General features: G+C 71.2%; 20 protein-coding genes, 1 tRNA gene, 1 pseudogene and 1 riboswitch. Of the genes and pseudogenes, 14 read left to right on the top strand and 8 right to left on the bottom strand.

The genetic code is table 11. The features are described from left to right. Positions 1–174: 174 nt before the first annotated feature. The 3 genes from ACZ53N_RS11190 to ACZ53N_RS11180 all read left to right on the top strand — a co-directional run bounded on the left by ACZ53N_RS11190 (position 175) and on the right by ACZ53N_RS11180 (position 3,353). The gene (locus ACZ53N_RS11190) at positions 175–822 is read left to right on the top strand and encodes an alpha-ketoglutarate-dependent dioxygenase AlkB family protein (protein WP_469140634.1); all 648 of its coding nucleotides are present in this window, start codon (positions 175–177) and stop codon (positions 820–822) included. Between the two features lie 295 nt (positions 823–1,117). Further along, positions 1,118–2,305, top strand: a complete 1,188-nt coding sequence (locus ACZ53N_RS11185; protein ID WP_469140633.1) for an MBL fold metallo-hydrolase — start codon at positions 1,118–1,120, stop codon at positions 2,303–2,305. A gap of 160 nt (positions 2,306–2,465) precedes the next feature. Continuing rightward, positions 2,466–3,353, top strand: coding sequence for a chitosanase (locus tag ACZ53N_RS11180; RefSeq protein ID WP_469140632.1), 888 nt, complete (start codon positions 2,466–2,468; stop codon positions 3,351–3,353). A gap of 59 nt (positions 3,354–3,412) precedes the next feature. Here the strand turns inward: ACZ53N_RS11180 and ACZ53N_RS11175 are convergent, their stop codons facing one another. Further along, positions 3,413–6,652: an amidohydrolase family protein gene (locus ACZ53N_RS11175; protein WP_469140631.1), complete on the bottom strand. Its 3,240-nt coding sequence runs from the start codon at positions 6,650–6,652 to the stop codon at positions 3,413–3,415. Positions 6,653–6,872: 220 nt separating this feature from the next. On the opposite strand from ACZ53N_RS11175, the gene ACZ53N_RS11170 reads away from it, so the two are divergent. Then, a complete protein-coding gene (locus ACZ53N_RS11170; RefSeq protein WP_469140630.1) occupies positions 6,873–7,289 on the top strand; it encodes an MmcQ/YjbR family DNA-binding protein in 417 nt (138 codons plus the stop codon). Between the two features lie 49 nt (positions 7,290–7,338). On the opposite strand, the gene ACZ53N_RS11165 is transcribed toward ACZ53N_RS11170, so the two are convergent. After that, the gene (locus ACZ53N_RS11165) at positions 7,339–7,632 is read right to left on the bottom strand and encodes a YiaA/YiaB family inner membrane protein (RefSeq protein ID WP_469140629.1); all 294 of its coding nucleotides are present in this window, start codon (positions 7,630–7,632) and stop codon (positions 7,339–7,341) included. Between the two features lie 212 nt (positions 7,633–7,844). Here ACZ53N_RS11165 and ACZ53N_RS11160 point away from each other — a divergent pair. Beyond that, a tRNA-Pro gene (locus ACZ53N_RS11160) sits at positions 7,845–7,921 on the top strand. A 327-nt stretch (positions 7,922–8,248) separates the two neighbouring features. Here ACZ53N_RS11160 and ACZ53N_RS11155 read toward each other — a convergent pair. Beyond that, positions 8,249–8,659: a hypothetical protein gene (locus ACZ53N_RS11155; RefSeq protein ID WP_469140628.1), complete on the bottom strand. Its 411-nt coding sequence runs from the start codon at positions 8,657–8,659 to the stop codon at positions 8,249–8,251. Between the two features lie 48 nt (positions 8,660–8,707). On the opposite strand from ACZ53N_RS11155, the gene rpmF reads away from it, so the two are divergent. From rpmF to ACZ53N_RS11125, 6 genes and pseudogenes are all read left to right on the top strand, one after another. Beyond that, positions 8,708–8,878, top strand: coding sequence for a 50S ribosomal protein L32 (gene rpmF, locus ACZ53N_RS11150; protein WP_370417666.1), 171 nt, complete (start codon positions 8,708–8,710; stop codon positions 8,876–8,878). A gap of 5 nt (positions 8,879–8,883) precedes the next feature. Further along, positions 8,884–10,052 (top strand): annotated as a pseudogene (locus ACZ53N_RS11145) (GTP-binding protein). Positions 10,053–10,541: 489 nt separating this feature from the next. Continuing rightward, on the top strand, positions 10,542–10,994 hold the full coding sequence (locus tag ACZ53N_RS11140) for an STAS domain-containing protein (RefSeq protein ID WP_469140627.1): 453 nt from the start codon (positions 10,542–10,544) through the stop codon (positions 10,992–10,994). A 355-nt stretch (positions 10,995–11,349) separates the two neighbouring features. Continuing rightward, complete coding sequence (locus ACZ53N_RS11135) at positions 11,350–11,526, top strand: hydrophobic protein (RefSeq protein WP_469140626.1); 177 nt, start codon at positions 11,350–11,352, stop codon at positions 11,524–11,526. A gap of 340 nt (positions 11,527–11,866) precedes the next feature. Beyond that, on the top strand, positions 11,867–12,418 hold the full coding sequence (locus tag ACZ53N_RS11130) for a hypothetical protein (protein WP_469140625.1): 552 nt from the start codon (positions 11,867–11,869) through the stop codon (positions 12,416–12,418). 80 nt (positions 12,419–12,498) lie between these two features. Beyond that, the gene (locus ACZ53N_RS11125) at positions 12,499–12,981 is read left to right on the top strand and encodes a hypothetical protein (RefSeq protein WP_469140624.1); all 483 of its coding nucleotides are present in this window, start codon (positions 12,499–12,501) and stop codon (positions 12,979–12,981) included. Positions 12,982–13,211: 230 nt separating this feature from the next. Here ACZ53N_RS11125 and ACZ53N_RS11120 read toward each other — a convergent pair whose 3' ends face one another. From ACZ53N_RS11120 to ACZ53N_RS11105, 4 genes are all read right to left on the bottom strand, one after another. Next, positions 13,212–15,479, bottom strand: a complete 2,268-nt coding sequence (locus ACZ53N_RS11120; RefSeq protein WP_469140623.1) for a heavy metal translocating P-type ATPase — start codon at positions 15,477–15,479, stop codon at positions 13,212–13,214. Positions 15,480–15,558: 79 nt separating this feature from the next. Next, positions 15,559–15,858, bottom strand: coding sequence for a heavy-metal-associated domain-containing protein (locus ACZ53N_RS11115; RefSeq protein WP_469140622.1), 300 nt, complete (start codon positions 15,856–15,858; stop codon positions 15,559–15,561). A 384-nt stretch (positions 15,859–16,242) separates the two neighbouring features. After that, positions 16,243–16,380: a hypothetical protein gene (locus ACZ53N_RS11110; RefSeq protein ID WP_469140621.1), complete on the bottom strand. Its 138-nt coding sequence runs from the start codon at positions 16,378–16,380 to the stop codon at positions 16,243–16,245. Positions 16,381–16,411: 31 nt separating this feature from the next. Further along, positions 16,412–16,912, bottom strand: a complete 501-nt coding sequence (locus ACZ53N_RS11105; protein ID WP_469140685.1) for a GNAT family N-acetyltransferase — start codon at positions 16,910–16,912, stop codon at positions 16,412–16,414. An 882-nt stretch (positions 16,913–17,794) separates the two neighbouring features. Here ACZ53N_RS11105 and ACZ53N_RS11100 point away from each other — a divergent pair. Together ACZ53N_RS11100 and ACZ53N_RS11095 are read left to right on the top strand one after the other, a co-directional pair. Beyond that, the gene (locus ACZ53N_RS11100) at positions 17,795–18,370 is read left to right on the top strand and encodes an antibiotic biosynthesis monooxygenase (RefSeq protein WP_469140620.1); all 576 of its coding nucleotides are present in this window, start codon (positions 17,795–17,797) and stop codon (positions 18,368–18,370) included. Positions 18,371–18,741: 371 nt separating this feature from the next. After that, positions 18,742–19,470: a transglycosylase SLT domain-containing protein gene (locus ACZ53N_RS11095; protein ID WP_469140619.1), complete on the top strand. Its 729-nt coding sequence runs from the start codon at positions 18,742–18,744 to the stop codon at positions 19,468–19,470. 188 nt (positions 19,471–19,658) lie between these two features. Here ACZ53N_RS11095 and aceA read toward each other — a convergent pair whose 3' ends face one another. Beyond that, complete coding sequence (gene aceA / locus ACZ53N_RS11090; protein WP_469140618.1) at positions 19,659–20,975, bottom strand: isocitrate lyase; 1,317 nt, start codon at positions 20,973–20,975, stop codon at positions 19,659–19,661. Positions 20,976–21,365: 390 nt separating this feature from the next. On the opposite strand from aceA, the gene ACZ53N_RS11085 reads away from it, so the two are divergent. Next, a complete protein-coding gene (locus ACZ53N_RS11085) occupies positions 21,366–22,775 on the top strand; it encodes a short-chain fatty acyl-CoA regulator family protein (RefSeq protein WP_469140617.1) in 1,410 nt (469 codons plus the stop codon). Between the two features lie 75 nt (positions 22,776–22,850). After that, positions 22,851–23,025, top strand: a riboswitch (cobalamin riboswitch). Positions 23,026–23,206 lie beyond the last annotated feature (181 nt).

The raw sequence follows: 23,206 nt of genomic DNA, 5'->3' as shown, positions 1-23,206 counted from the left end.
GGTACCTCCGGTGGTCGCTGCGGTGTCGTCGCGGGTGTCGTCCGGTGGCGGCCGCTTCCACGGTCGCCTCTGCCCGTACGACGGACGGGCCGGGCCCGTTCGTGACATCCGGGCGGGGAAGAGGGGAAAAATCTTTTCCCGGGCCGCCACGGACCCCGGCCTACGCTGGGGGACATGCACGACGAGCTGCTCCCCCGCCCCGCCGCCGAGATCGCCCCGGGCGCCGTGCACATCCCCGGCTGGCTGGACGAGGCAGCCCAGCGCCGCCTGCTGGCCGAATGCCGGCAGTGGGCGAAACCCCCGGCGGGCCTGCGGACCGTGCGGATGCCCAGCGGCGGCGAGATGTCCGTACGGTCGTTCTGCCTGGGCTGGCACTGGTTCCCCTACGGCTACGCCCGGACCGTCGTCGACGGCGACGGCTCACCCGTCAAACCCTTCCCGGACCGGCTGGGCGAGCTGGCCCGGGCGGCGGTGGCGCGCGCCTACGGACCGAAGGCGGCGCCGGCGGAGTACGACATCGCGCTCGTGAACTTCTACGCGGCGGGCTCGCACATGGGCCTGCACCGGGACGGCGACGAGAAGTCCGACGCACCGGTCGTCTCACTCAGCCTCGGCGACACCTGCGTCTTCCGGTTCGGGCACCCGGGCGGCCGGACCCGGCCCTGGACCGATGTCGAGCTGCGCAGCGGTGATCTCTTCGTCTTCGGCGGCCCCTCCCGGCTCGCCTACCACGGCGTTCCCCGCACCAGGCCGGGCACCGCGCCGCCCGGCCTGGGCCTGACCGGGCGGCTCAACATCACCCTGCGCGTCAGCGGACTGTGATCGCCCCCGTGCGGCAGCGAACGCCCTCCACGGCGGGCGCGCGCCGAAAAATTGACGTGCGCGCCGGACGCCGAGCCTGCACAGTGGATTCCCGGCCGACATGGACGCCGCCGTCCGGGCCCGTACGTCAACGGGGGTGGGCCCGGGCGGTGACGTCCCGGTGTACGCGCAGCTCAGCGGCCCGGCAGTGGGATGGATCACCGTGTGCTCCGGCCGCTCGGGCCGATAATGGGGGGACCTGCCCTCCCCCGTGGCCCGCACGGCACGGGGGCGCCCCCATCGCCTTGGAGGTGCCGTGACCGGCTCCCGACCGCACAGCTCACCGCTCGACTCGCTGCGCCCGGCCGCCTTCGGGGCGGATCCCTCCGGGGAGCGGATGGCGCGCATCCGGCGGTCGCCGCACTTCGCCGACGGCCGGTTCGTCAATCCGGTGGCGGCCGACCGGACGCCGTCCGGCTCCATGCTGAAGTTCCTGCCCACCTACTTCCGCAAGGACGAGCGCGTCCGCAGAGCCCCCGCCGGGCCGGTGCCCGTGCACCCCACGACCATCGCCGACCTCGCGGACCCGGCCGCCTCCGGGCTGCGCATCACCTGGATGGGCCACTCCAGCGTCCTCGCCGAGATCGACGGCCGCCGACTGCTGTTCGACCCGGTGTGGGGCGAGCGCTGCTCGCCGTTCGACTTCGTGGGGCCCAAGCGCCTGCACCCGGTGCCGGTGCCGCTGGCCGAGATCGGGCCGGTCGACGCGGTGATCATCTCCCATGACCACTACGACCACCTGGACCTGCCGACGGTCAAGGCCCTGGCCCGGGCCGGTACGCGCTTCGTCGTACCGCTCGGCGTCGGCGCCCACCTCGAACACTGGGGGGTGCGCGCCGACCGGGTGACCGAACTCGACTGGCACGAGTCGACCCAGGTCGTCGAGGGCCTCACGCTCACCGCCACCCCCGCCCGGCACTTCTGCGGCCGGGGGCTGCGCAACACCCAGCACACGCTGTGGGCCTCCTGGGTGGTCACCGGCCCCGAGCACCGGATCTTCCACAGCGGTGACACCGGTTACTTCCCGGGCTTCGCGGAGATCGGCGCCCAGTACGGGCCCTTCGACGTCACGATGGTGCAGATCGGCGCGTACAGCGAATTCTGGCCGGACATCCACATGACCCCCGAGGAGGGCATGCGCGCCCACCTCGACCTGCAGGGCGGTGTGCCCCGCGGGATCATGCTGCCGATCCACTGGGGGACGTTCAATCTCGCTCCGCACCCCTGGGAGGAGCCCGCCGAGGGGACGCTCGCCGCGGCGCACCGCGCCGGAGCGGCGGTGGTCACCCCCCGTCCCGGACAGCCGTTCGAGCCCGCCGCCGGACTGGCGGTCGATCCCTGGTGGCGCGCGGTCGCGGTGCGACCGGCGGGCGGCTGGGCCGAGATCGGGGACGGCGCCGCGAACGGTGCCGAGGACGACGCCGAGGTCATTCTGCAGGCGTAGCGGGCCGGTCGGTGGCGGGCCGGTCGGCGGCGGGCGGGCGGGTGGCGGTATTTCACCAGGATGCGTACGAGCCTCTTGTGGTGCGCGCGGAAGGGCCGCTTCAATGGCGCCGATGGTTAGGAAAGCTTCCTAACAGCCTGATCGGGAAACGGAGCTCCGCATGCCCGCGCGCACCTCGAAGAGGATTCCTGTGTCCGGCCGTCTCGCCCTCGTGGGCCTGGCCGCCGCGATCCCCACCGCCCTGATGCTCACCGGGGTCGACCAGGCGTCCGCCACCGCGACCTCCCCCGCCTCCGCCCCCGCTCCCCGGGCCACTTTCCACACCCTGGCGGCGGGCACCGACCTGAACGACCCGTACAAGAAGGACATGGCCATGCGGCTGGTGTCGAGCGCGGAGAACTCCTCGCTCGACTGGCGTGCCCAGTTCACCTACATCGAGGACATAGACGACGGCCGCGGCTACACTGCCGGCATCATCGGCTTCTGTTCCGGCACCGGCGACATGCTCGACCTCGTCGAGCGGTACACCAAGCAGAAGCCCGACAACCCGCTCGCCAAGTACCTCCCCGCCCTGCGCAAGGTCAACGGCAGCGACTCGCACGCCGGCCTCGGCAAGCCCTTCGAGGACGCCTGGAAGAAGGCCGCCCAGCACAAGGCCTTCCAGGACGCCCAGGAGTCCGAGCGCGACCGCGTCTACTTCGACCCGGCGGTCAAGCAGGCCAAGGCCGACGGCCTGCGCGCACTCGGCCAGTTCGCCTACTACGACGCGATCGTCATGCACGGCCCCGGCAGCGGCAAGGACAGCTTCGGCGGCATCCGCAAGGCCGCACTGGCCAAGGCCAAGCCCCCGGCGCAGGGCGGCGACGAGAAGACCTATCTGGGCGCCTTCCTCGACGCCCGCAAGAAGGCCATGCAGAGCGAGGAGGCGCACAGCGACACCAGCCGTGTCGACACCGCCCAGCGCGTCTTCCTCAACAACGGCAACTTCGACCTCAAGCCGCCGCTGAAGTGGAAGGTCTACGGCGACTCGTACGAGATCAACGAGTAGCCGGCGGACCCGCGCACCCTCCACCGAGGGTGCGCGGGCGGCCCCGGGACACGCCTGGGTCAGAGCGCGTCCATGTCACAGCACGAGTCACGGCGCAGCTGCCGCCCCACCGCGAGCCAGTCCTCCTGCCGCACCCCCGCGCGGGGGGCCGGGATCCCCGTCGGCTCGTACGCGCCGACCAGCCTCGCCTGCTCGAAGGGCACCCCGCCACGCAGCACCGACTCCGTGCGGACGAGCGAGTCGAAGTCCGTGAACGGATCGCCGTCGATCACCGTCACGTCGGCGAACTTGCCGACCTCCAGCGTGCCCAGATCCCGCTCCGCGCCGAGCGCCCGCGCGGGCAGCACCGTCGCGGTGCTCAGCGCCTGGGCCGCCGACAGCCCGAAGCGGTGCAGGGCACGCAGCCCCAGGTGCAGGGAGAGCCCGACCGGCACCAGCGGGGCGTCCGTGCCCAGCGCCACGATCCCGCCGCCGGCCAGCACCCGCCGGTAGACCCCGATCTCACGCTCCAGCGTCGCCAGCTGGTCGGCCGTCGGCCGGGCCGCCGCCGTCTGCCGGACGACCGCGAGGTCCCACGGCGGCATCAAGCGGGTGACCCGGGGATCCTTCGCCAGGTCCGGGTCGTCACCCAGCAGGGGAACGGACGTGAACATCGTGGCGACCAGATGGAAGTCCGTGGCGGTGTAGATCTCCGTCAGGTCCTGATAGGCGTGCCCGGCGGCGGTCGTGGCATGCCCGAACTCCAGCCGCTGTGTGGCCTGGAGATGCGTCGTCAGGTCCTGCCCGAGCTGAACGCCCGGCGAGCACAGATGGCTGCCGGCCCGCACGCCGAGCCGCTCGTGCGCGAACCGCGCCGCCTCCGCCATCACCCAACCCGGCGCCCGGACATACGTCTTGACGAAGTCCCAGTCCAGCGCGGCGGCACGGGTCAGCGACCGGCGCAGGCCCTCCTCGGTACGGTGCGCGCGCCCCATGCTGTACGCCACCCGGGCCCCGTCCAGCAGCTCACCGGTGGCCAGCAGCCGCGGCCCGGCGAGCTCGCCCGCCGCGACGGCCTCCCGGATCCGGGCCTGCTCGTAGGCGAAGCCGCCGAAGGAGACGGCGGTAGTGATCCCGTAGGCCAGCTGCAGCGCCGTCTGCCGACCGCCGTAGGTGTTCTGGTAGGGGTGCGTGTGGGTGTCCCACAGCCCCGGGATCACGGTACGCCGCGACGCGTCGACGGTGCGCAGCGCCGCCCGCCGCGCCCGGTGCGGCTCGACGGCGGCGATGCGCCCGCCCCGTACGACGATGTCGACGTCCTCGCGGACGGCCTTGCCCGTGCCGTCCCAGAACTTCCCGGCCCGAACGACGGTGTCGGCGGGTGTGAGACGGCGGTAGTCGAGCGCGACGGGGACGGTGCGCGCCGAACCGTTCGCCTTGCCGCCTGTGACGTCGAGCAGCCGCAGCCGCCCGGCCGATAGGTAGAGCAGCCGGCGCGAGTCCGCGGACCACGAGGGGTGGTCGGCGGCCTCGTCGGTGATCCGGTGGGCCTCGCCGTCCGGGGTCCCGTCGGGCCGTACGGGCAGCAGCCACAGAGCGGACTCCACGATCACCGCCATCAGCCGGCCGTCGGGCGACCAGACGGGGCCCGAGTCGTAGCGGTCGGCGATCGAGGTGTGCGGGGCGACGGGGTGCAGCCGGGCGGTGCCGGTGGTGGTGTCGACGACCCGGATCAGGTTGTAGCCCTCACGGAATCGTTGGTTGAGGCGGTTGCGGTCGCAGAAGGCGACATAGCGGCCGTCGGGCGACCAGCTGGGCCGCCCGGGCAGCCCGCCGCCGCCCATGGGCGCTGCCAGTACCCGCTCCGTACCGGCGGCGAGGTCGCGCACGAGGAGGTTGCCGGAGAGGTCGAGGCAGGCCAGCCGCTCGCCGTCCGGCGAGAGCGCCGGATACGCGCGCCCGCCGTCGGCCAGCACGGTCTCCTTGCCGGAGGCGAGATCGTGTCGGCGCACGGCAGGCAGCCCGCCGCGGTCGTCGGTATAGACCAGCGCCCGCCCGTCGTGTGTCCAGGTCGGGGCCAGCAGATAGCGCGTGGGGTCCGTCCGCACCACGCGACGCGGCGCCCGGCCACCGGAGACGTCGGCCACCCAGAGGGAGTTGAGCGCGGCGAAGACCACCTGCCGGGCGTCCGGCGACAGCGCCGGCAGGTGCACCGCCCGGACCCGGCGCACGACGCCGCCCTCGAAGTCGTACCGCTTGCCGCGGTAGCGGGGGCGGTCGACGGGCAGGGGAGCGGTGAAGGCGATGGTGTCGGCCGTGAACCTCGCCCCGGGCAGTGCGGGGCGGATGATCCGGAACTGACCGCTCACCGTCAGCAGCAGCTCGTCGCGCGACACCCACCGCGGCGGAACCGGCTCCACGTCCCCGTCCACCGCGACCACGGCCCCGTCCACCACGAGCACACAGGAGGCGGTGGGCGCGGCCGTCGTCCGCAGATAGGCCAGCTTTCCGGCCGGTGACACGGCCGGCGTCATCACCTGCGCCGCGGCGCTCTCGACGTGCTCGACCCGTACCGGCCCCTGCCCGTCGGACGGCACGGAGGCGACCGTCCGGGCCTCCAGCGCCGCCCCGGCGACCTTGGCGCGGACGAAGAGCAGCCGGGCCCCGTCCGGCGACCAGACGGGGTCGAAGTCCTCCCAGGCCCCGTCCTGCGCGGGCCCCTCCTGCCCGGACAGCCCGGTGACCCGGGTGAGCGCACCGGTACGGACATCGATCACCCACACGCGGTACGGGCTGCCCGTCACCGGGTCCCCGCCCCGCTCGGAGGCGAAGGCGATCCGGGTCCCGTCCGGCGACCACGACGGCCCCCGGTCGTCCCAGGGACCGTCCGTGAGCTGCCGGAGCCCGGAGCCGTCGGCGCGGCACGTCCACAGGTGGAAGCCGCCGCCCCGGTAGGCGCAGACCGCGAGGTGCTTGCCGTCCGGGGAGTGCACCGGGCGGGTGGGCTCGAGGTCGGTCGGGGTGATGGCCACGGCCTCGCCGCCTGCGCGGGGAACGGACCACAGGACGTTCTGCACCTCGGCGACCAGCCGGTCACCGGCGGGGGACAGCGACGCCGAGCCGTTCGTGGCGGCGGTGAAGGAGAGGGTGACCTTGCGCGTGGCGGCCTCGCGGGACGCGAGACCGGGCGCGGCGGCCACCGCGTCCACGGGAAGCGCGACGGCCGCGCCGGCCACGGCGGCGGTACCGGCCGTGGCCTGCAGGAATCTGCGCCGGGTGAGGGCGGAGGGGGTAGCGTCCGCCGGGCCGGTGGTGTCCAACTGTCCTCCTGGTGCGGGGGAGTTGCGCGGTGCGGGAGCCGAAAAACGAGACGCTTGATACTTGCACGGCGCACCGGTCCAAGGTCAACACCGCGCGTGGCTCCGGGGCTGTCACCGGTGCGGGTGTGAGTGCCGGGGGCTACGGTCGTTCGTATCCGCGTCGAGGCGAGCCGAGGAGCCGGGCCGTCGGCCGCCGGCCGCCGGAGGGAGAGGGACGATCATGGTCACTGCCGAAGACGTCCGCGCGATCGCGCTCTCCCTGCCGGAGGCGACGGAGAGGCTCGCCTGGGGGATGCCCACGTTCCGGGTGGGCGGGGCGGTCGGGAAGGCCGTAAAGGGCGGGAAGACCGGCGGAAAGATCTTCGCCGCACTGGCGGACGACGACGCCTCGCTGGGCGTGAAGTGTCCGCTTGAGGAGCGGGCGGAGCTGATCGCGACGGAGCCGGAGAAGTTCTTCGTCCGCCCGGGTCACGACGACAACTACGACTGGCTACGGGTCCGCCTCGCCGCGATCGAGGACACCGCGGAGCTGCGCGCGATCCTCCTCGACGCCTGGCGGCAGGCCGCGCCCCGCTCGGTCGTCGACGCGCACGGCGGGGCGGAGGGGGCGGAGGCGGATGAGGGGGACGAGGGGTGAGGTATGGGGTGGACTGGATGCCGCGGGCCTTCGCGGCCTGCGCGGCCCCTCAGATGCCTCCGGCCTTGAAGACGTCCTGCTCGATGAGCAGCTTGTCGATCCGCGCCTTGTCCACCCGGTTGGTCACCTCCTCGACCTCCTGCCGGTCCCGCACGCACTTGGCCAGCGTGAACGCGGAGGACACCACGAAGATCAGCCCCAGCCCCAGAAACGCCCGCTCCCACGCCCCCACGGGCAGCTTCGCGATCCCCACGGCCAGCGCGACCAGGGACAACCCGAAGGAGAGCGCGGCCTGCACAAAGAAGGCATTGGTCGTCGGCCGCTGTATCGATGGAGTGCTCATGTGCGTAGCGTGTCCGCGCCCTGACCCCGGGCGCATGAGTACGGCTACTCATCTCCACCGGCCCACCGGTCCCGATCATGCTCGGGCGAAGCCCCGGACCGGCCTCCACCCGAGGTCAGAGCCTCGCGAAAGCCGTGCGCGACCACCGGCTGAAGTGCGGTATTGTTCTCATGCGCGGTCGGCGAGGGCGAAAGCCCGGGCCGGTTGAGCATCGGGACGTGGCGCAGCTTGGTAGCGCACTTGACTGGGGGTCAAGGGGTCGCAGGTTCAAATCCTGTCGTCCCGACCAGCGATTTTCGCAGGTCGGAGGCCGTTTCCTCGTTTGAGGAAACGGCCTTTCTGATGTTGTGTCGGCTTGTGGTCGCGGGGCGGTCGCGGTGTCGAGGACCCGGCTTGGCCATCAGGCCATCAGATATGACGCGAGAGCTTACGTCTCTCACGGCACGGTCACCCTCGCCGCGATCCGGCTGTGGATCCGCTCGTGACCCGAGGACGGTTCCAGCGAGGGTCCCGAGGTGGAACCCGGCCATTGTCGACTCGTCTGTCGGCTGTCTGCAGCGAGGGCCGCTGACCTGCATATCCGCAGGTCAGCGGCCCTTTTGTCACTACTGGCGGGCTAATGAGGGACGTCGAAATTGCCCTGCCCAAAGCCCGGCTCAGAGGCCTCCTGAGGGACCTCCTGAGGGGCAAACGACGGCGCAAACTGCTGCTGGATGGGCTCGTTGGGCACAGCGAACTCCGGCTGGGGTGGCTTGCTCGTACGGACGAGTCCATCGATCACGTCGAGGTCGCCGTTGAGGGCACCGTTCTTGATGCTCCTGGGCAGCTTGCCGTGGCCTCCGCCTCCCGAGGGCGGAATGGCCGCGAACGGAAGGAGGTCGCCGAAGCCGCCGAGGCCGCCCACGTTTGCGTCGTTGAAGCTCGCTTGGTGGATCGCCGCCGACCAGGAGTAGATGCTCTTCGCGACCAGCGGACACCTGAACGCAAGCAACGCCCCGACAGCCGCAGAGTTGGTAATGGGATCCATTTTCATATAGCGTCGGGTCCCGCACCGACCGGAGAGGACCCCGAACCCATGGCCGTTCCCAAGCGGAAGATGTCCCGCAGCAACACCCGCCACCGCCGCGCCCAGTGGAAGGCCGTCACGCCGCAGCTCGTGCCGGTAACCCTCGACGGCGTCGCCCATCTGGTGCCGCAGCACCTGGTCAAGGCCTACGAGCGCGGTCTGCTGCGCCCCGAAGGCTGACGGGCATGCGCGGACGACTGCCCGTCACCGTCCTGTCCGGCTTCCTCGGCGCAGGCAAGACCACCCTGCTCAACCACGTGCTGAGCAACCGCGAGGGCCTGCGCGTCGCGGTCATCGTCAATGACATGAGCGAGATCAACATCGACGCCGCGCTCGTGCGCGGCGGCGAGGCCGCCTTGTCGCGGACCGAGGAGCGCCTGGTCGAGATGACCAACGGGTGCATCTGCTGCACCCTGCGCGACGACCTGCTGGAGGAGGTCGACCGCCTCGCCCGCGAGGACCGCTTCGACCACCTCCTCATCGAGTCCAGTGGCATCTCCGAACCGATGCCCGTGGCGGCGACCTTCGCCTTCCCCCGCGACGACGGCGCACCCTCGGCGACCTGGCGCGCCTCGACACCATGGTGACGGTCGTCGACGCCGCCAACTTCCTGCCGGAGCTGGAAGGCGGGGACGGGCTCGCCGAGCGCGGGCTCGACCAGTACGAGGACGACGAGCGCACCGTCAGCGACCTGTTGATGGACCAGATCGAATTCGCCGACGTCATCGTGCTCAATAAACTCGACCTCGTCGACGCGGACAGCGCCGAACGGCTGCGCGCCACCCTCACCCGGCTCAATCCACCGGCCCGTATCGTGACCGCCACCCGCGGGCGCGTGGACGTCGGCGACGTCCTGGGGACCGGGCTGTTCGACCTGGAGCGGGCGCAGCAGGCTCCGGGCTGGGTCATGGAGCTCAACGGGGACCACGTCCCGGAGACGGAGGAGTACGGCATCTCCAGCACGGTCTTCCGCTCCGACGTCCCGTTCCACCCGGACCGCCTGTGGGAGTTCATCACCGTAGGCCTCGACAGCGGGGCCTACGGCCGGGTCCTTCGCTCCAAGGGTTTTTTCTGGCTGGCGACCCGCCCCCGGGTGACCGGCCTGTGGTCGCAGGCTGGTTCCGTCGCCCGCTTCGAGCCCTCCGGAGCCCGGGGCGCGGGCAGCGCACAGGGCCAGGAACTGGTCTTCATCGGCACCGGCCTGCGCAGCGAGGAACTCCGGTCCGCCCTGGCGCACTGCCTCATGCAGGACGGTGAAAGCCTCCCCGCCGCCGACCCGTTCCCCGCGTGGGACACCTACGGAATCGACGACGCCTGCGAGCACGAGCACCCCGCACTCGTACCGCAGAACTGAAGCCCCCGGGCCGGGCAGTGGTCGCAGCCACGGCACTGCCCGGCCCGGTCATCCCGCTCGCCGGCACCGGTGCCGGCCCTGACGAGGAGACCTGCCCCGGGGAATCGGTCGGCCAGGGGACCCAACGTCATGGGGCAGTAGCCACTGTGGACTTGGCGGCCGACTGGCGGCCGACTGACGGTGGAAAACTTGTCGGCTTGCGGCCGTTTCCTGGACCGGACCGGGGCTATGCTGCTGGGTGGACGTCCCGGACCCCGACGGCATGCTGTTTCTTGGCCCATGGTGCCTGTGGCGAGCGGACTGTTCGTCCCTTCGCTCAGAGCACCCCCGGGGTGAGCCAGCGGGGCCCTCGGCCCTGGAACTCGGGCCACTGGGCCCGCTGTTCGCCTGCTTGCCCGAACGTCACGAAACCGGGAGCACAGCAGGACGTGCCGAAGCCTGGCATTCTCACCTGGCGCTGCCCCGGCTGGTCTCCTGAACCGAGGCGCTATGCCTGCCCTTGAGATGTTGAACGTCTACCGGCGCGACAGGAACAACCGGGTGCTGATCACCCTGGCCGGTGAGATCGACCAGGTCTCGGCGCCCCTGGTGAGCGCGGCGCTGGAGCGATGCCTGTGTGAGGGCATCCGCACCATCGACGTCGACCTCACCCCTGTCACCTTCTGCGACTGCAGTGGCCTCAACGCCTTCCTCGACGCCGCACACCGAACCATCGCGGCCAACGGATCTCTGCGCCTGCACCACCCGCCTTCCACGCTGACCCGGATCCTCACCCTCACCGGCACCGGCCCCTTGCTCCTCGGCCCCCCGGACCCTGCCATGTCACCTCCTCGTCCGGAAAGGGCCGCCGACAGCCTTCCGGCACCACAGCCTTCCCTCGTGCACGGGGGCATCGGGCGGCCGGGTGCTCCGATGCCCGCCGTCTCGGGCGATGCGCTGTGACGGCCCGCTCCGGACCGGGTCAGGCACAGAAGCTGGAGGGCTACGCACCGTCGGCGGGAGCCGGGGTGTACTTGCGCGGGCTGCCTGTCCTGGTGGGAGGACCACGTCCTGCCGCCTGCCGACCCGGCGGAGACTGCCGACGAAGGGCCCTCGCGAACCCCGCCGGTCGCGTTTCCGGAGCCGGAACGCGCCAGTATCGCCGGCTCGTTGACAGGCAGTGGTGGCGGGCGTTGACTGGGCACCACGGCGTAGGGCTACGACGCTCCGGCATCCTCCGGGCGACGCCCCCGTCCAACTTCGCCCGGACCCCGCGGAACTCAGGGAATCCTCCCTGGCTTCATCCGGAGGCCCGGCCATGATCATGTTGATCGTCCTTCTTCTGCTGGCCCTGGCTCTGTTGGGGTTCGGCTTCGTCGTGCCCCTGCTGTGGATCGCTGCGGCCGTTGTGCTGATCGTCTGGATCCTGGGTTTCGCCCGCCACCGTCGTGGCCGCCAAGGCGGCGGACGCCGGTATGCCGGGAACCACCGATAATCCACACCTGGCCCGGGCCCCTTGCGGTACGCCCCGGGTGGTGTCCACTTGGGTGGGCGCCACCCGGCAGGCACCGGTGAGGGCACGAGCCTTCAGGGGTGGACGGGAGCGAAGCGGAGCGGCTTACGGGCCGAGCCAGTGAGGACAGCGATGTCCGCAGTCGTGATCACCGCCTCGATGGCCGGAGCCGCCTGTTCTATGAGGTGAGCGGCACTGAACGTGGGCCCCGGGCGGCAACCCGCGTTCAGTGCCGGCTCGCCTGGTGCGCGCCCGGTTTCGGACCTGTGGGCAGGGGCAGCCGTAGTGCACAGGGCTCACTCGGCTACGAGCGGAGGACCCAATGTCCCTCATCGTCATCATCATTGCCGTCGTGCTGGTGCTGCTCGTGTGCGGGGTAGCAGCGTGGATGGTCACGGCGCGCCGCCGGAAGCTGCGGGAGCGGTTCGGCCCGGAGTACGAGCGGACCGTGGAAGGCAAGGACAGCCGCCGGGCGGCTGAGCGTGAGCTGCGCGAGCGCCAGGAACGCCATGACGCGCTGGACATCAAACCGCTGCCGGCACCGGTCCGGGACCGTTACGCCCAGGACTGGACCCGGGTGCAGGAGCAGTTCGTCGACCGGCCCGACGACGCGGTCCACGAGGCGGACCGGCTCGTGACCACCCTCATGAGCGAGCGCGGGTATCCGACCGAAGGATACGAACAGCAGCTGAAGGACCTGTCGGTCGAACACGGGCGCACCCTGGAGCACTACCGCGCCGCCCACGAAATCAACGACCGCAGCAGCAGCCATCAGGCGACCACGGAGGAGCTGCGGGGCGCGATGGTGCACTACCGCGCGCTGTTCGACGAGCTTCTCCACAACGGCGACCGGCCGCGCGAGAGCCAGGCGTGAGCCCGCCACCGGCGACTTGGGTGCGACGAGCGGGCCCAGTCGGAGCCCGGCCGGAACCTATGACGGACGGAAGTGAAGAGATGCGCGACCAACAGACACCCCAGCCGGACGAGGGCGCTCTGTCCACGGACGACCTGGCCGCTACCCGGCAGGGCACCGGATACGAGGCGCCGGGCTCGCCGGGCGCCCCACCGGAGTTCCCCGGAGAGGCCACCACCATCGCCCGGGAGGGCCGGGAGGAATATGTCGGCCGGACATCCGCCGGCGAACGCCGGGGAGCGGAACTGGCCGAGGAGAACGAGCCCCTGCTCGGCGACGAACAGAAGGAATTCCGCGCCCGGTGGCAGAAGATCCAGAGCAACTTCGTCGACGACCCCCAGGACGCCGTCAACGCGGCCGACCGGCTCGTCGCCGAGACGATGCAGGCACTGGCCACGACCTTCTCCGACCACAAGCAAGGGCTCGAAGGCCAATGGCATCGCGGTGAGGAGGTGGCGACCGAAGACCTGCGCGTCGCGCTCCAGCGATACCGCTCGTTCTTCAACCGCTTGCTCAGCACCTGATCAGCCCGCCGCCGCCACGCCCGCAGCCCGTGCGGTTCCTGCCGGATGTCGGTTCTGCTCGACCAGGACTTCGCGGCGCGCCCGGCAAGCCCGGCGGGCCCGTTACCGCCGCCGCCCGTACGGGGATTACGCCGCCGGGCCCGTACACCGACAAGGCCATCGCCATGCCGCATGCCGATGAACAGCACCCGCGGGTGCTGTTCATCGGCACGTGAGCCGGTCGGCGGGGCTCAGTGTGCGCTGCGGAAGCGGCGGAGGCGGAGGCTGTTGCCGACGACGAAGACGGAGGAGAAGGCCATCGCGGCTCCGGCGATCATCGGGTTGAGCAGTCCGGCGGCGGCGAGGGGGAGGGCGGCGACGTTGTAGCCGAAGGCCCAGAAGAGGTTGGACTTGATGGTGCCGAGCGTCTTGCGGGCCAGGCGGATGGCGTCGACGGCGGCGAGGAGGTCGCCTCGTACGAGGGTCAAGTCGCCGGCCTCGATGGCGGCGTCGGTGCCGGTGCCCATGGCGAGTCCGAGGTCGGCCTGGGCGAGGGCCGCGGCGTCGTTGACCCCGTCACCGACCATGGCGACCGAACGGCCTTCGGCCTGGAGGCGCTTGACGACGTCGACCTTGTCCTCGGGCATGACTTCGGCGATCACTTCGGTCGGGGCGATGCCGACCTCCGCGGCGACGGCTTCGGCCACGGCCTTGTTGTCGCCGGTGAGCAGGATCGGCGTCAGGCCGAGGGCGCGGAGCCGGGTGAGGGCTTCGGCGCTGGTGGGCTTGACAGCGTCGGCCACCTCGAGGACCGCACGGGCCCGACCGTCCCACGCTACGCAGATCGCCGTACGCCCTGCTGCCTCGGCGCTCACCTTTGCCTGTCGCAGCTCGTCGGTCAGTGCGATGACCCACTCGTCGAGGAGCTTCTCGCGGCCGACGAGAACGGCGTGACCCTCGACGACGCCCTGTACGCCGAGACCGGCGAGGTTCGCGAAGTCCTCCGGGGCCGGGAGGTCGCCCACCTTCTCGGCGGCGCCCGCGGCCACGGCCTGGGCGATGGGGTGTTCGGAGGCGTGTTCCAGCGCGCCGGCCAGGCGCAGTACCTCGTCCTCGGTCTCGCTCTCGGCGAGGTGGATGCCGAGGAGGGTCATCTTGCCGGTGGTGACGGTGCCGGTCTTGTCGAGGACGATCGTGTCGACCTTGCGGGTGTACTCCAGGACTTCGGGGCCCTTGATCAGTACACCGAGCTGGGCGCCGCGTCCGGTGCCGACCATGAGAGCGGTCGGGGTGGCGAGGCCCAGGGCGCAGGGGCAGGCGATGATCAGGACGGAGACGGCCGCGGTGAAGGCGGCGGTCCAGCCTTCGCCGGTGGCGACCCAGAAGCCCAGGGTGGCCAGGGCCAGGACGATGACGACGGGGACGAAGACGGCGGAGATCTTGTCGGCCAGGCGCTGGGCGGCGGCCTTGCCGTTCTGGGCGTCCTCCACCAGACGGGCCATGCGGGCGAGCTGGGTGTCGGAGCCGACGCGGGTGGCGCGGACGACCAGGCGTCCCCCGGCGTTGACGGTCGCGCCGGTGACCGCGTCGCCGACGGACACCTCGACCGGGACTGATTCACCCGTCAGCATGCTCGCGTCGACCGCCGAGCTGCCGTGCTCGACGACGCCGTCGGTGGCGACCTTCTCACCCGGACGGACCACGAAGGTATCGCCGACAGTGAGTTCGGAGACGGGGATGCGAACCTCGCGCCCGTCGCGCAGCACGGTGACGTCCTTGGCGCCCAGCTCCATCAGTGCCTTGAGCGCGGCGCCGGCTCGGCGCTTGGAGCGGGCCTCGAAGTAGCGTCCGGCCAGGATGAACGCGGTGACACCTGCGGCCGCTTCGAGGTAGATGTTGCCGCCGCCGTCGCTCCGGGACAGGGAGAACTCGAAGGGGTGGGCCATGCCGGCCATGCCGGCGGTGCCGAAGAACAGGGCCCACAGGGACCAGAGGAACGCTGCCGACGTGCCGACCGAGACCAGGGTGTCCATGGTGGCGGCACCGTGGCGCAGGTTGGTGAACGCGGCCTTGTGGAAGGGCCAGGCGCCGTAGACGACGACCGGGGCGGCCAGCGTCAGGGAGAGCCACTGCCAGTTGGTGAACTGCAGCGCGGGCACCATCGCCATGGCGATCACCGGTACGGACAGGACGACCGCGGTGATGAGGCGCTGGCGCAGCGGCGCGAGGGCATCGGGGCCGCCCCGGTCCGGCTCGGCGCCGTCGGCGCCACCGGCGGGGGCGGCCGGGGGCTGGGGTAGGGCGGCGGTGTAGCCGGTCTGCTCCACCGTGGCTATCAGGTCGGTCACCTCGACGCCGGCGTCGAAGACGACCTTGGCCTTCTCCGTCGCGTAGTTGACCGTGGCCTCCACGCCGTCCATGCGGTTGAGCTTCTTCTCGATGCGAGCCGCGCACGAGGCGCAGGTCATGCCGCCGATCGCCAACTCGACTTCGGCTGAGGCAGGGGCGGTGATGCTCATGATGCTCCTCGTGCGCGGATGGGGTGTTCTTCTACCGGCGGGCGGCGGTGGCGTGGGCGCTCCGCCGCCGGGCCGGGAATCAGTGGGCGGAGAGGCTCTCGGCCCGGCCGGTCAGCTCGTAGCCCGCCTCGTCGACGGCGGCGGCGAGGCGGGCGTCGTCGGGCTCGTCGGCGGTCGTGACGGTGACCAGGCCCGCGGCGACGTCGACGCTCACGCCGGTCACACCCGGTACGGCGGTGACCTCCTTGGTGACGGCGGTCTCGCAGTGGCCGCAGGTCATGCCCTGGACCTTGTAGACGGTGGTGACGCGCCCCGCGGTCTTCTCGTCACGCGCCGCGGTGGAGGTGGAGCAGCTGTGGTCGGGGGAGCAGCAGGACATGAGTGCCTCCGGTGGTTGGTCTGTCTGCGGGGCACTGTGGGCGCCCTCGGAGATATTTATACCCCCGGGGGGTATCGGCCGCAACCCCTCGGGGATGCGGGCGTGAGGGTGTGGCGATGCCCAGTCGATATAGGTTTCCGCTGGTCAGGCAGGGGTCGCGCGCGGGGCGGCAGGCCCGTACCGGCTCGGAGATCGGCAAGACGGGCTAGGCGAACCGGATACCCCCGGGGGTATATGAGGGGCGGCGGTCGGTGCGGGCGTACGACCTCAGCCGAGAGTGCGGGGAAAAGGCGTGCGGGGCGTCGGCCTGCCGACGCCCCGCGTGTAGGTGGATCAGCCGACGCGGAGCGTCAGCGTGGCGGCGTGCGGCTTGCCGCCGGTCCGTCACTGCAGGAACAGGCGCCAGGTGCCGGGCTTGTCGACGTCGTCTCCCGTGCCGGTGATCCGGTCGGGGTCGGGCTGCGGCGGGTCGATGATCTCCAGGTGCTTGCCGCGCGCGTCGGTGATGTCCTGGCCGCGCACGCCGGCGAGCCAGATCGCCTTCTTCCCCGACTCAGCTGATCTTGGGGCTGCGGCGCTCGATGAGGAGGACGTCCCGCCACACCCCGTGGTGGCGACCGATGCGTTCGCGGGTGCCCAGCACGCGAAAGCCCGCTCGCCGGTGGACGGCCAGGCTGGCGGTGTTCTCGGGGAAGATCCCGGACTGGATCGTCCAGATGCCGGCCGCTTCGGTCGAGGCGGCCAGTGTCTCGAGCAGCAGCCGGGCGACGCCCCGGCCCCGGGCGTCGGGGTGAACGTAGACGGAGTGATCGACCACCCCGGCGTACGCGCACCGGTCGGAGACCTTGGAGACGGCCACCCAGCCCAGCACCCGGCCGGTGGCCGGGTCGAGGGCGACGAACCGGTGTTCCGAGAGCTTCGCCGCGTCGAACGCCTCCCATGTCGGGGCGGCCGTCTCGAAGGTGGCGTTGCCTTCGTCGATGCCCGCCTGGTAGATCGCCAGTACTTCCTCGGCGTGTGCGGGTCTCAGCGGCGTGATGGCAGTGGCGGCCATCTCGGACTCGGTGGACACGGTGAGACGGCTCCCGGAGATTCAGGCGGGCCCTTGGCGGGCGGAGCTTCTTGTCGTTGTCTACCGCCGCACCCATCGATGCGGTGCCCGTCACGGTGTTGCTCGCGCGATGGATTCCGCCGGACTGTTCGTGGTGCTGGGTGAACGGCACACGTCTGGCATCGCAGCCATGGTCCCTCAGGAGGAAGGGCCCCGCCCACATGGCGAAGGCGAAACTCCACAGGCCCATCAGTACGGCGATGCCCAGGTGGAACGCGATACCGAGCGACAGCGGCAGCCATCGTTGAGGCCGTCTCGCCATCGCCGAGGGAGAGACGGGTGGCGCCGGTCGAGGGGCCGGAGGGGGCTTCGCTCTCCTGGATTCTGCCGCAGACCAGCCACCCCACGGCCGCATAGACGGCCGCGGATCCGAACACGAGTGCGGCCTGGAGGCCGGGCAAGGTGACGGACGGGGCGTCGGCGGCATGGACGTTGGCCCGCAGCACGGCGACGACCAGCCACCCGGTCAGCACGGCGGCGCTGCCGCCGGTGACGGCGATCACCCGCTGAGTGCTCGGGGGCCGCCCGTATCCAGGGGGTAAGTCCTCCGAAGAGCACGGCGTCACCAAGCAGCACGGCTGACGCGACGGCGAGAAACGCCCCTTGTCCCGTGAAGCCGTCGGCCTCCCCGCCCGGGCCCATGTGGGTGGCCATCCGCCCGGGCAGACGGTCGCGCAAGGAGAAGAACGAGAGGACCGGCAACGGCCAAGAGGGGCGGCGTGACGGCGACCAGGGTGCGACGTGCGTGCGTCGCCGCAGGGGAAATGCCGGATGGATCGGTGCGCAAGGCATATATCACCCGACATCGGGACCTATCGTGTCCTCATGACGGAACCGGCGCGGGGACCGCACAGCAGCGGTGACGACCAGGTCAGCGTCGTCTACACCTGGCAGGTGGAACCGGGCAGGCAAGGCGACTTCCAGGAGTGGGCGCACGGCATCCAGCGGGTGGCCCGCACCTTCCCGGGAGAGCTGTCCGTCACCTGGCTGCGGCCGGAGGGCGACGGGAATCGCTTCCACACGGTCGTACGGTTCCGGGACACCGAGAGCCTTGAGCGATGGATGGGATCCCCTGAGCGCGCACAATGGCACGCCCGGCTCACGGGCATCGCGCGTCCGGTGCACCCCCACCTCACGACCACCGGGATGGAGTCCTGGTTCACCGTGCCCGGCGGGGTCGCCCGGCCGCCCACCCGCTGGAAGATGGCGTGTATGACGCTCCTGGCCGTGTACCCCTTCGTCCTTCTGTACACGTGGCTGGTGGCGCCGGAGCTCGTCTCCTGGCCGGTTCCCCTGCGCGCCGCCGTTCTCCCGCTCGTGCTGTCCCCGACATTGACCTACCTGGTCATGCCCCGCCTCAGCGAGCTGTTCCGCCGCTGGCTCTACCCCGAGACCCCCTGAGTACCGGGGCGCATCGGGGCTCGGGCTGAAGGCGGTGTCCAAGGGGCAGCGGCCGTCCACGCTCTGCGCATGCGCCTTTACATGGTGTGTGGGGGTGGGGGGTGTGGTGTGAGGCCGCTCATGGGACCTGGATCACTTACGAACCCGGATAGTGGGCTCCCGATTCGGACATTTAGGTATGAAATGGGGTGGTGGGTGGGGTGCGCGGGGGCCTGTTGTTACCGGGCGGGGTAGTAGGTCACACCTTTGCCAGGGGCTTTTCGGGCCGCTAACAATTGCCGAGTCGCATGGCGCCGTCGATCGAGACACGGCGCTTTCTTCGCGCCGATCCGGCCAGTGCGACTCACGCGATTGGAAGAGGTTCAGCCAGCATGCGCTCCACCACCTTCGGTACCGCCCGTCTGACCAAGACCCACAAGCTCACCGCCGCCGGTCTGACCGTTGCCGCGGGCGCCGCCGCCCTCACCATGGCCGTCACCCCCGGCCAGGCCGCCGAGACCCCCTCCATCGCCGTGAAGCCCGTCGCCTGGACCACCACCGACCTCGGCGCCCACGACCACATCGGCAAGCAGTCCGACAACGCCGCCACCCAGGCCAAGACCGCCGCCGCTGCCAAGGTCAAGGCTGATGCCGCCGCGAAGGCCAAGGCCGGCCAGGCCCGCGCCGACCAGCAGGCCGCCGGCCGCTCCCAGACCCGCACCCCCGTCAAGCCCGCCCCCGCCAAGCCCAAGGCTCCCGCCAAGCCCAAGGCTCCCGCGGCTCCGGTGAAGAAGGCCTACGCCGACAACCTCGACGGGTGGATCAAGGAGTCCCTGGACATCCTGAAGTCCAAGAACATCCCCGCCACCTACGAGGGCATCAAGCGCAACGTCATGCGCGAGTCGACCGGCAATCCCCGCGCGATCAACGACTGGGACGTCAACGCCGTCAACGGCGTCCCCTCCAAGGGCCTCCTGCAGATCATCGACCCGACCTTCAAGGCCTACCACGTCGAGGGCACCGCCTGGGACCCCTACGACCCCGTCGCCAACATCGCCGCCTCCTGCAACTACGCCGCCGACAAGTACGGCTCCATGGACAACGTCAACTCCGCCTACTAAAAAACCGGCACAGGAGTCGACCCCCACACGCCCAAGGGCGGCAGCACCCACCCGGTGCCGCCGCCCTTCGGCGTATCCCTGCGGGAATCCCGGCCCGCCCCGGTCCGCGAGCGCGCGGAGCGTCCTGGTCGCTCCGCGCCGCTCCCCAGCGGCCAGGGCCCCTCAGCCCCGGCCGTGACCCGGGCCCCTCAGCCCCGGTCGCATGTGTGGCCGCTCCTGGCCTGATGGAACTGCTCCTCCTCCGTGGAGCCGCGCAGCGCGAGCGTCTCCGCGGCGGGGTTGAGCGCCGTGCTGACCTGGTCGAAGTAGCCCGTGCCGACCTCGCGCTGGTGCTTGACGGCGGTGAAGCCGTGCCGCTGGTCGGCGAACTCCCGCTCCTGGAGGTCGACGTAGGCCGGCATGCCGTGCTCCGCGTAACCCCGGGCCAGGTCGAACATGCCGTGGTTGAGGGAGTGGAAACCGGCCAGGGTGATGAATTGGAAGCGGTAGCCCATCGCCCCCAGCTCCCGCTGGAACTTGGCGATCTGGTTGTCGTCCAGAGCGGCCCGCCAGTTGAAGGACGGCGAGCAGTTGTAGGCGAGCATCTGCTCGGGGTACTCGGCGTGGACGGCCTCGGCGAACTCGCGCGCCTGTGCCAGATCGGGGGTTCCGGTCTCCACCCACAGCAGATCCGCGTACGGGGCGTAGGCGAGGCCCCGGGAGATCACCGGGCTCATGCCGGGCTCGACGCGGTAGAAACCCTCGGCGGTGCGCTCGCCGGTGCAGAAGCGGGCGTCGCGCTCGTCGACGTCGGTGGTCAAAAGATTGGCGGCGAGCGCGTCCGTACGGGCCACGATCAAGGTCGGCACATCGGCGATGTCGGCGGCGAGGCGGGCCGCGTTGAGGGTGCGGATGTGCTGGGAGGTGGGTACCAGCACCTTGCCGCCGAGATGGCCGCACTTCTTCTCGGACGCGAGCTGGTCCTCGTAGTGGATGCCGGCCGCCCCCGCCGCGATCATCGCCTTGGTCAACTCGAAGGCGTTGAGCGGGCCGCCGAAGCCGGCTTCGGCGTCGGCCACGATCGGGACCAGCCAGTCGACGCCGGCGCCGTCGCCCTCGGCGGTGGCGATCTGGTCGGCGCGCAGCAGCGCGTTGTTGATGCGGCGCACCACGGTCGGTACGGAGTTGACGGGGTACAGGCTCTGGTCGGGGTAGGTGTGCCCGGCCTGGTTGGCGTCGGCGGCGACCTGCCAGCCGGACAGGTAGACGGCCTGCAGCCCCGCCTTGACCATCTGGACGGCCTGGCCGCCGGTCAGCGCGCCGAGCGCGTGGATGTAGTCACGCTCGTGGAGCTGCCGCCACAGCCGCTCGGCGCCGCGCCGGGCCAGGGTGTGCTCCTCCCGGACGCTGCCGCTCAGCCGCACCACGTCCTCGGCGCCGTACGAGCGCCGTACGCCCTGCCAGCGCGGGTCCGTCGCCCACCTCTGTGCCAGCTCCTCGGCCGTCGTCGTCCCTACCTGCGCCATGACCGTCTCCCAGTGTCGCCGTGTCGCGTCGGACCCGCGCCGGGTCCGCAGCGCATCCGCGCCGGACCCGCCCGGACTTCTGCCAAGAATGCGAAGGGGAGTGCTTCCCCCGGTAAGTGCGGCCCGCCGGGCCCCCGTTGAGCGGGCAATGGTGAGAAGCGGGGGCTCCGGTGGGCCGTGCTACGACTCTGACAGTGGCACTCAGTGCCATCAAGCATGGCCGGTTGCCAAGTTCTGTGAATCTTCCCGGGCTTGTTTGCCAATCTTGCCAACTTTGCCAACCGCCAAGTCCGCGAAGCCTCCTGCTCCCGGCTAGGGTGGCCGTACGGAGCCGGGGGCGGCCGAAGGGGTCTGGGTGAGCGCGACCGTGAGCAGGACCGTGAGCAAGGCATGAGCAAGACCTACGCGGGGGTGCGACTGCGGCGCTTGCGCGAGGAACGGCGGCTCAGCCAGGCCCAACTGGCCCGGATGCTCGCCATCTCGCCCAGCTACCTCAACCAGATGGAGCACGACTCCCGCCCGCTCACCGTGCCCGTACTGCTGAGGCTCACCGAGGCGTTCGGTGTGGACCCCGGCTTCTTCTCCGAGCGCGACACCGGACGTGTCCTGGCCGACCTGCGCGAAGCCCTCGCCGACGAGGTGGCCGCCGCCCGCGTCTCACCCACCGATCTGTCGGAACTCGCCTCCCGGCTGCCCGCCGTCGCGGCGGTGCTGCTCGACCTGGGCCGGCGCAACCAGGCCCTGACCGAGCGGCTCGCGGAGGTCGCCGAGCGGCGCGGCACCGACGACCCGGCCCTGCCGCGCCCGCCCCACGAGGAGATCCGGGAGTTCTTCTACCGTCGGCAGAACTACCTCCACACCATCGACACCGCCGCCGAGGAGCTGGCCGCAGAGATCGGCATCCGCCCCGGCGGGGTGCTGCCGGCCCTGGCCGCCCGGCTCGCCGAACGCCACGGGGTCCGCATCGCCGCCGACCCCGACCACCTCCACAGCTACGACCCCCGCGCGCGGGTGCTGCGCCTGTCGAACCGGTTGCGCCCCGGCCAGCAGGCCTTCCGGATGGCGACCCAGCTCGCCCTGCTGGAGTACGGCGGGGAACTCACCCGGCTCGCCTCGGAGGACTACGAGGAAGACTCCGTCGTCCGGCCGCTGGCCCGGATCGGCATCGCCAACTACGTCGCCGCCGCGCTGATCCTGCCGTACCGCGAGTTCCACGCCGCGGCGGAGGAGCTGCGGTACGACATCGAGCGGCTCGCCGACCGCTTCGGGCTCGGCTACGAGACCGTCTGTCACCGGCTCAGCACGCTCCAGCGCCCGCGGCTGCGCGGGGTGCCGTTCTCGTTCGTACGGGTCGACCGCGCGGGCAACATGTCCAAACGGCAGTCGGCCACCGGATTCCACTTCTCCCGGGCCGGCGGCACCTGCCCGCTGTGGAACGTCTACGAGGCATTCGCCTCTCCCGGCCGCATCCATGTGCAGATCGCGGCGATGCCGGACGGGCAGCGCCATCTGTGGACCGCCCGCACCGTCACCCGGCACCGGGGCGGCTGGGGCGAGCCCGGCAAGACCTTCGCCATCGGGCTCGGCTGCGAGATCCGCCACGCCTCCCGGCTCGTCTACTCCGACGGACTCGACCTGGACAACGCCTCGGCCGCCACCCCCATCGGCATGGGCTGCCGGATCTGCGAACGCCTGGACTGCCCGCAGCGGGCCGTCCCACCGCTCGGCCGGCCCCTCGCCGTCGACGAGAACCGCAGCACCTTCGTGCCGTACCCGGTGCGGGACACCGGGCCCCACTGAACCGAGGCCTTGATCCGGGCCGCTGACACTCCGGGCCAGGAGACCCTGGACTTACTAGGACGTCCAACTATATGTTCGGAGGACAAGGTCCGCGGTGCAGGGAAGCCGGTGTGAATCCGGCACGGTCCCGCCACTGTGACCGGGGAGTTCGTCCTCGCGGTACACGCCACTGACGAGCGGGATGTCGGGAAGGCACCGGGACGCGCGCTGATCCGGGAGTCAGGATACCGGCCGCGGAACGTTCCGTGTTTTCCACGAGGATGGAGCAGACACGTATGGCACCGGTCCGTACCCACGACCCTGGTGATCCGGCGCGGCGAGCGGCTGTTCCCGCTCGCTGACGGTTCCTGGCCCTTCGCGTCCCGCGACCCGTCGGCGGCCGCGCGCAACCCGCGCTCTCCGCCGGACGCTTCGCGCCGTCCTCGGATCTC

It is taken from the genome of Streptomyces sp. NPDC033229 (assembly GCF_055576875.1).
Note: the sequence above shows the minus strand (reverse complement) of the source record. Positions and strands in the feature narration are given on the sequence as shown.